This window comes from Candidatus Omnitrophota bacterium, assembly GCA_028699255.1.
Lineage (GTDB): Bacteria > Omnitrophota > Gorgyraeia > 2-01-FULL-45-10 > 2-01-FULL-45-10 > FEN-1322.
Map to the genome: position 1 here is coordinate 1 of JAQVUX010000022.1, position 7452 is coordinate 7452.

Annotated in this window: 14 protein-coding genes; 13 read left to right on the top strand and 1 reads right to left on the bottom strand. The window is 46.2% G+C overall.

The window, feature by feature from the left end:
* Positions 1-597: 597 nt before the first annotated feature.
* The 9 genes from PHS46_08420 to PHS46_08460 all read left to right on the top strand — a co-directional run bounded on the left by PHS46_08420 (position 598) and on the right by PHS46_08460 (position 5067).
* Complete coding sequence (locus tag PHS46_08420; GenBank protein ID MDD3906526.1) at positions 598-768, top strand: hypothetical protein; 171 nt, start codon at positions 598-600, stop codon at positions 766-768.
* The gene (locus PHS46_08425; protein ID MDD3906527.1) at positions 765-1454 is read left to right on the top strand and encodes a hypothetical protein; all 690 of its coding nucleotides are present in this window, start codon (positions 765-767) and stop codon (positions 1452-1454) included. Before PHS46_08420 ends, PHS46_08425 begins: the two co-directional genes overlap by 4 nt.
* Positions 1451-1633, top strand: coding sequence for a hypothetical protein (locus tag PHS46_08430; protein ID MDD3906528.1), 183 nt, complete (start codon positions 1451-1453; stop codon positions 1631-1633). The genes PHS46_08425 and PHS46_08430 overlap by 4 nt, the downstream gene beginning before the upstream one ends.
* Complete coding sequence (locus PHS46_08435; GenBank protein MDD3906529.1) at positions 1630-1893, top strand: hypothetical protein; 264 nt, start codon at positions 1630-1632, stop codon at positions 1891-1893. The genes PHS46_08430 and PHS46_08435 overlap by 4 nt, the downstream gene beginning before the upstream one ends.
* Complete coding sequence (locus tag PHS46_08440) at positions 1859-2389, top strand: hypothetical protein (protein MDD3906530.1); 531 nt, start codon at positions 1859-1861, stop codon at positions 2387-2389. Before PHS46_08435 ends, PHS46_08440 begins: the two co-directional genes overlap by 35 nt.
* The gene (locus tag PHS46_08445) at positions 2379-2987 is read left to right on the top strand and encodes a hypothetical protein (GenBank protein ID MDD3906531.1); all 609 of its coding nucleotides are present in this window, start codon (positions 2379-2381) and stop codon (positions 2985-2987) included. The genes PHS46_08440 and PHS46_08445 overlap by 11 nt, the downstream gene beginning before the upstream one ends.
* Before the next feature lie 273 nt (positions 2988-3260).
* On the top strand, positions 3261-3389 hold the full coding sequence (locus PHS46_08450; protein MDD3906532.1) for a hypothetical protein: 129 nt from the start codon (positions 3261-3263) through the stop codon (positions 3387-3389).
* A gap of 57 nt (positions 3390-3446) precedes the next feature.
* Positions 3447-4430 (top strand): hypothetical protein, encoded by a 984-nt coding sequence (locus PHS46_08455; protein ID MDD3906533.1) that lies wholly within the window; start codon positions 3447-3449, stop codon positions 4428-4430.
* A gap of 79 nt (positions 4431-4509) precedes the next feature.
* Positions 4510-5067 (top strand): hypothetical protein, encoded by a 558-nt coding sequence (locus PHS46_08460; GenBank protein ID MDD3906534.1) that lies wholly within the window; start codon positions 4510-4512, stop codon positions 5065-5067.
* Here the strand turns inward: PHS46_08460 and PHS46_08465 are convergent.
* Complete coding sequence (locus PHS46_08465) at positions 5047-5424, bottom strand: hypothetical protein (GenBank protein ID MDD3906535.1); 378 nt, start codon at positions 5422-5424, stop codon at positions 5047-5049. The two genes, PHS46_08460 and PHS46_08465, sit on opposite strands and share 21 nt — an antisense overlap.
* A 129-nt stretch (positions 5425-5553) precedes the next feature.
* Here PHS46_08465 and PHS46_08470 point away from each other — a divergent pair, with 129 nt between their 5' ends.
* Genes PHS46_08470 through PHS46_08485 form a run of 4 tightly spaced genes read left to right on the top strand, consistent with a single transcriptional unit; the run spans position 5554 to position 7309 of the window.
* Entirely contained in the window at positions 5554-6291 is a 738-nt protein-coding gene (locus tag PHS46_08470) for a hypothetical protein (GenBank protein ID MDD3906536.1), read from the top strand.
* Positions 6292-6294: 3 nt separating this feature from the next.
* On the top strand, positions 6295-6966 hold the full coding sequence (locus PHS46_08475) for a hypothetical protein (protein ID MDD3906537.1): 672 nt from the start codon (positions 6295-6297) through the stop codon (positions 6964-6966).
* A gap of 9 nt (positions 6967-6975) precedes the next feature.
* Complete coding sequence (locus tag PHS46_08480) at positions 6976-7146, top strand: hypothetical protein (GenBank protein MDD3906538.1); 171 nt, start codon at positions 6976-6978, stop codon at positions 7144-7146.
* A 1-nt stretch (position 7147) separates the two neighbouring features.
* A complete protein-coding gene (locus tag PHS46_08485) occupies positions 7148-7309 on the top strand; it encodes a hypothetical protein (protein ID MDD3906539.1) in 162 nt (53 codons plus the stop codon).
* The last annotated feature ends 143 nt before the right edge of the window (positions 7310-7452 follow it).

Below are 7452 nucleotides of genomic sequence, written 5' to 3' on the forward strand. Positions count from 1 at the left end.
GGGCGGCGTGGGCGGCGCGGGCGGCGGCGGAGGCGGCGGCGGAGGCGGCGGCGGAGGCGGCGGCGGAGGCGGCGGCGGAGGCGGCGGCGTTAAAGAAGATACTAAAGGAGGGTATAAAGATATTTGAGGCTGAATTATGAAGGTAAAGCCGATCAAGGTAGAAAAACAGATGTCATGGACACCAGGGCAAGAATTTTACTATATGTTTTTCAGGGGTGATGATGGCAAGTCTTATCGAACCTGCCTCTCCCCTTCTTGTGGAAATTTCAAACGCTGGCGGCCTATTATAGATCGTATACAGTCCGGATTAAAGGATATATGGCTCGACGGTATTATCGTCCGCGGTAAGAACCTCATAGACGCGGATAGTATGTTTACGGTGGTGTCGTGATAACGTCTTGCCTATCCGTTTATGATGTGATAGTCGGCTGTATATTGATATCCATTAGCATGCTTGGCGTTATCTTTCTTGTGATTAGAGCCACGATCGAAGCTATACAGGAGCAACGATATAATACAAATGCCAGGTGAATTTGTCGGCTTCGGCCTCTTATCCGGCGGCCTCGCTCGGCTACCCTGGCATACCAAAAGGAGTATATGGCTAAAGATACCATGACCGCCAGGCAGTTACGAAAAGCGCGCAAGGTTATAAGGCACTATGCGCGAGAGAAGCTATATGAAATTGTCAAGGGTATGGCCTTCGGCGATAGATTCGGCCTGGCCTGGGAGATCATAACGAACAGATACGGAAAGGAGTTTAAAAAATGAAAAAAATAAATCTATTCCCTCGGTCTAATACTAAGGTCTTTATTGGAATAGCGAAATACAACGTAATGGAGCCGGACACCGAAACCACGTTGAAAGCCCTGCTCGATACGCGGAAGAATTGGGAGATCAAACCGGAGCATATAATTACTATAACCGGCCGGAGCGCTGTATCGCGCGTCCGTAATGACCTTGCCACGATGTTTTTAAATACCGATTGTGAATATCTTTTTTTCCTTGACACAGATCAGACCTGGATCCCACAGAAAGAAACGGAGGAAAATCCTATTGATATTATGATCCGCGCTGACGTGGATATAATATCGCCCCCCATGACGAACCGCCAGCAACCGATCCGCGCCATGTGGCGGCCTTTATCTAAAAGGGATTTAGACGTATGGAACCGAAAATATCCATTTCAAGTGCTACATACCGGATCCGGCTTTATGCTGATAAAGCGCCGCGTTATAGAAGGATTAATCAAAGCCGGACACGCTGCACCGTTCATGCCAGTATGGTGTTCGGAAGAAAAAACCGAAACGTCCGATGATGTGGCCTTCTGCCGCCGCGCGCTTCTATGCGGTTATAAGATATGGCTACAACCGAATATCTTGATCGGACATATAGGCAAGTATGCCTTTAACGTGGATAATATAAAGCCGATGCTACAAGCGGAGGCGCACAAATGATAAAAGAGTTTTGCGATGAGTGTGGAAAGGAGATCGCATTAGGAGGTTACAATACATTAAGAGTTGATATTGATAGAAGAATACCAGGTTTCGCGGTAAGCCGCGAAAGAAAGTTATATGTGTTTTGCTGTTATGAGTGTTTTGAAAAATCTGTTACCGGAGGAGGTGTTAAAAAGTGAGCGATCAGCATACTTGTAAAAATTGCGGCGCGATAGAGGATTTAAAGACCGGCGCGCTATCCTATAAAGGCGATAATCCGCTTTTGAAGGAGAACCAACAGCTCAAAGAATCGGTAAAGACGTTGGAAGTTAAAAATAAATACCTGGCAAAACTGGCGGCCGGTAAAAGAGCCAAGAAACAGCCAACACTTAACCAGGACGATCAACCAAAAGGGAGCCAAAATAATGCCACGAAAAAAGAAAACCCCTGGCACTTCTAACCAGGACGACGGCCTCAATAAGCTAAAAGCAATCAAAGAAACCCTCCCCCCTACCCCTCCGGATAACCAGGAGGAAATAAAGGTTATCCCTATAAGCCAAGAACAGCCAGGGATTAACCAGGAACCGAAGCCGGTATCAGGTATATTCAGGTCTATATATCCCCTGTTTATAGATATGATATGCCACATCACGAACAAGGAGAAATTTAACGATACCAGGAAATCGGAACTCCTGGAAAGCGTTAGCCAGGATCTTGACGAATTGGAACGCCGATATATACCGGAAACAGTCCGGAATATGCCAGGCGTTAAGGCTTTAAGCATTACCGGATTAGCCATAGCCTTCCAGCCAAAAGCCAAGAAAGAGCCAGCGAAAAAGCCGGAGGATAGCCAGCCGGAGCCAACAAAAGAGCCAGCACAGCCAGCGCCAGCCGCGCCGGTTACTATACCGGAACCGGTAAAAGATCCAGGAACACCAGCCGAAAATGCCAAGTAATAAGATAATAGTCATATTAGGTAGAAAAGGAAGCGGAAAGACTGAATACTGCCGCGCCATGATGAAGGGCTTAACAAGATTCATAGCCTATGATCCGGTGCGGCAGTTTTCTGATGGTGTTGTATTCCAGCGCGTTGACAGCTTGCTGGACTTCTTGATCAATAATTATCATAATAATTTTAAAGCCATATACCAGCCGCAATTCAATGATGATGATATAGACACAGCGCAAGAGGAATTTGTCCGGCTCGCGCGGATCGTTCAGAATCTTAGCCATGTATATTTTATTGTAGACGAAATAGACATATATACCTCGGCACATCAATGCCCTGCCATATTCAAGAATCTGATCCTCCGTGGCCGCCACAAGGAGATCTCCATTATAACCACAACCAGGCGCCACACAGAAACGTCCAGGCATTTAACCGCCCAGGCCGATATTATCGTATCATTCCATCAACAGGAGCCTAACGATATCAAATATCTTTCGCAGTTTTACGGAGAGAAGGCGGCCTCCCTCCCCTCCCTGGAGCCTTACCACTACATAAAATATGAAAACGGAATCACGACGCTCGAAAAGCCAATCAAGATATCGTAAGACCTATGTCCGGTGCGTTAACTGTAGATCGCCGCACGTTCGATATTATGAATACTATCGCGGAATCCGTCGAGGACGCTTCTGTTCAAATAGTTGCCGCATGGCCTACTTTTGGAAGATCGCGAAAATCGCTCTTAAAGAGCGAACTTTTGAGCTTGTCAAATAACAATATATCATTATACTAACTCATAGGTAAAGTTTAAGAGGCCACGGAGAAATTGGAGTGGCCTCTTTTTTTTCCGTGTGCCTCGCCTAAACCAAAGGAGAGGCAAAATGAATTGGATAATGGAGCTTTTCGCGCCGAAAAAGTTGGTCGGAACCGCTATCGTTCTTGTAGTAATTCTGTATGCGATTCACAATTTCATGCCGGCGGCATGGAAACAGAATATCGGTGTTGCCTAAAAGCGTGTAGCTTTTGGGATTTTTTTTAACCATTCTTTAAGGAAGGAAAAAAAGAACATGGCAAAACAGATACGAAATATAGCAGTAAAGACCTTGACGCTCGGCCAGCCGGAAACGATTCAGCTTCCGCGTAACTACGCGATCAGAGGCCTCGTCCTCCAGCTTGCCGGATCAGTAACCGTTACCGGATCAACCGGCGACGGCAATATCAAGACAGCCGGAATATGGCACACGATATCGAGCCTCCGCATTAGGCGTGATGGCCGCGATACGCTTGTATCAATTCCAGCCTTCTTGCTGTATAGCCTCAACAAGATATTCTACGGAACGGCACCGAAAGGCACGAACGCCACTACCGGAGCCGCGCAGACAAATACCGCATTAACAGGCGGTCTTATACTTCCTTTTGAGAACCTCGGCGGAATAAAGCCGTTTGATACTCTCTTGAAAGGAAGCGGCCTATCGTCGCTTGATCTGTTAATAGATACACAGGCGATATCGAATATGTTTGGCTCGGCATGGGCGAACGCCGCCGCAGTCGGAACAACCGCAATGAGCCTATCCGTTGACGTTGTGGAAGAAACCGGAGTGAATAACTTCATATTCGGCGATATCCGCACTTCGTTAATATCTAAGGCAAACGTCGCGGCCACTTCCACGAACTTCCAAATCAAGCCCTTACCGGTAGGAAACTACTATAAAGGCTTCTTGCTGTTCGCGGTGGATTCGACAGACGGCCCCTCGGACGCGGTAATAACGAACATAAAGCTCAAGAGCGGCTCGGAAGTCATAGTTGACCAACCGGCGCTTAACTGTAAGGACTTGATGAAGCTGTATCACGCGCAGGAAACTGCCGTTGAAACCGGCGTATACTATCTCGATCTTATGCCGGACGGTATGCTGAATCAATGTCTTAACGTAACGCCTGGATCCGGCAGAGAAACGCTGGAGCTGGAGCTTGCGGTTACCAAAGGAACAGCCACGACCGATATATACGTTGTCGGCCTGGAATATATTCCTCCGGTAATAGTAAAGAAATAGCTTTAACCTATAAGGAAAAGGACAGGGAAGGAAAATCCTTTTACGGATTCTCCTTCCCTTTTCCTTATCAAAGGCATACATGGTATCGGAAGCAATTACTTTAGCGGCGACAGTAGCCCAGGCAGGATCCTCGGCCGGTATAGATTGGCTTAAAGTCCTCGGCTTACGGCCTAAAGGTGGAGCCGGTGGCAACGATCCTGGCTATGTGGCCGCAGTAGCGACCGATATGTCGGCGGAGTATAACGCGGCACAATCGGCTCTTAACTCGGCCAGGAACGATAAGACGAAACAGGCCATTATAGACGCTTACAACGCGGAGAAGGCGGCCTGGGGTGATCCTTCTAACCCGAATCGTAACGTGGCTATAGGACAGACTAAATTCGCGGCGCAGATATCGTCTATACTCTCCGCTGATTCAAATTATGATGTTACGGTGCCGGTGGCTACCGGAGCAGACGAAACACCAAAGACAACCATCGTTGCGGCAAATAACCAGGCTGATACATCGGCCGCTTATACAAGCGCGGCCGTCAATACTGTAAAGACTTCAAATCCCTTAGTAGATAACGCTCCTATAATCATTATAGTTATAGGAATTTTGATAGTGGTGCTGGTATTAAATAAGAAAGGTAAATAACATGGATCCTATATCCGGATTTTTTAGCTGGCTTGGTGGTAACTCGGTGCCAAAGGCGCAGAATTTATTGACGGATAGCGCGGCCTCGAAATTGTCCGTTATTAACGCTCCCCTCTCAAAGTCTATCTCTACTATTACGGGAACGGTGCCGCCAAAAGCAACTACTCCGGATATGATATCCGGATATCTCCAGCAAGGTGTTAGCTTCTTAAATTCGATAACCGGAATCGTATCATCTATACAGCCGAAGCAAACGCAAGTTACCGCTCCCACGGAATCCTTGAAAGTCGGTGGCACAGTAACCGGCGCGGCCACTTCTACATCTCCCCAGGTGAATTTACCGGATAACGTGATCATAGTGCCAGGCCAGGTGTCAACGCAAGGCTCCCAGGCCATTCAAGCGCAAGATTTTTCATGGGTGATGTGGCTAATAATCGCGCTTCTTGTCCTCGGCGGTTTGTATATCGTAACGAAAGGAAAATAATCATGGCAGAACAATTTATCCCTAAAGGCCTGACGGCAAAAGTTATCGGAACACTCGCGCAGCAAAACATCAAGGATATAAAAAATCTTCCATTTGAAGAAGTTATCCGCATGATAACTGCCGGAGATATCGCGGAACCGGTTAGCTTTGAACTCCCACTTGATACGGTAACGGATAATTGGCAGTTTCCAGTGGCCGGTAATTATTTCGGAGTTATAGACGCGACAGATCAGTCCGTTGAAATATCTGTAAGATTTAATAAAGAACAGAACGAAGCGCTATCATTCTCAAAAGGCTTATATATGGTAAGACCATATAACCAGTTATTTTTAAGCTGGGAAGCGCAAGCCGGTAAAACAGTTACGATAATAATATCGGCCTACGCGAAAGAACTATTTGAGATAATGGACTTTAGATCAGCCACGCAATTATCGTCCGATATGTCGGACTTACTCGATCAGATAAAAGGTGTGGCAACACCGCTTGGATTCGATCTTGTAACGCTCGACACAGATCCCCACTTAGTCGTTGCCGCGAATACTCAAAGGCGATCCGTTATTATTCAAGCGGCACTCGGAAACACTTCGACCGTATATATCGGATTCGATAATACTACGGCTACGACAAAATACGTTGTCGCGTTAAAGCCTGGGGATCAATACTCTATTGATGATTACCAGGGCGCGATCTGGGCTTCAAGTGCTACGGCAACGGATAAAGTCAGTTACGGGGAGGTATAACACATGGGACAGAACGCTAAAATATCCGAACTTCCGGCAAATCCGGCAGTCGGAGATATACTTTATAGAAAAGCCGCGATAACTTATGCGGCACAATATCCTCCAGCGCAAAATGCTACCTATGTCAAAGCGAATGAATTAAATAGCGTATTATCACCTTTTTTCGCTACTGATCCAACAATATTGCTTACTGGCGAATGGGCGAATCGACAATGGGTCGCGCCTAATAATAATCCACAGCGTTTTCATATAGACCTGGGAAGCGCTAAAATAATACAAAAAATATATTATGAAAACGGACATGATAGCGGAGATCCAGCCGGAGGCGCTAAAAATTTTACATTCTGGGGATCAAATAATGCCGCCGCATTTTCGGAGCTTACATACGCAACCGATACTAACTGGACACAGTTAACAATAGCCGCTTCGCAGTTTGATATACACGCCTCTGCAGACGCCGCAGATCCAAAATATATACTTGTTACAAACGCCATAGCATATCGTTATTACGCTTTCAAATTCGCAGATGTTTGGACAGGGCCATACATGAATATCCGGCGTATAGTATTATATACTTATCCTAATAGTCCGGATATGTGGGCGAATTTGCCAATCGGCACAAGCGGCCAAACGCTTAAAGTTGCGGCAACGCTTCTTCCGGCCTGGACGACATAAAGGAGATATATGATAAAGAGGATAGAGGGTAATACAAATATAGGCATAACCGCATTGATTGATAAAATAAACGAAATCATCGACCAGGTGAACATCGAAAATATGGCGAAAGACGCGGCCATAACTACCTTACAGACAAATGTAAAAGATATATCTGATAGTATGGTAGGAAAGACTTAATATGAAAACCTGGCTTACAGCTCCGCGCATGCGCGTAGTAATATTAACGGCGGTTACTACATATTTTGTTGGCATACTGTTAAAGAGATATATTCCGGAAGAAAAAGTTGATAGCCTACTTCCGAAAACCCTGGCAAAAAAAGACGAAGGAACCTCCGCATAATGAATATATTCGATACGGTATATGCGATATTGAATCCGGCTCAAGTAGGCATACAGGCCGGAGCCTCGACAGCTAAACAAGTCCTGCCGGAGCCGGAATGGATCCTCACTCCCTATACCGAAGAACGCATGAAACAGATAGAT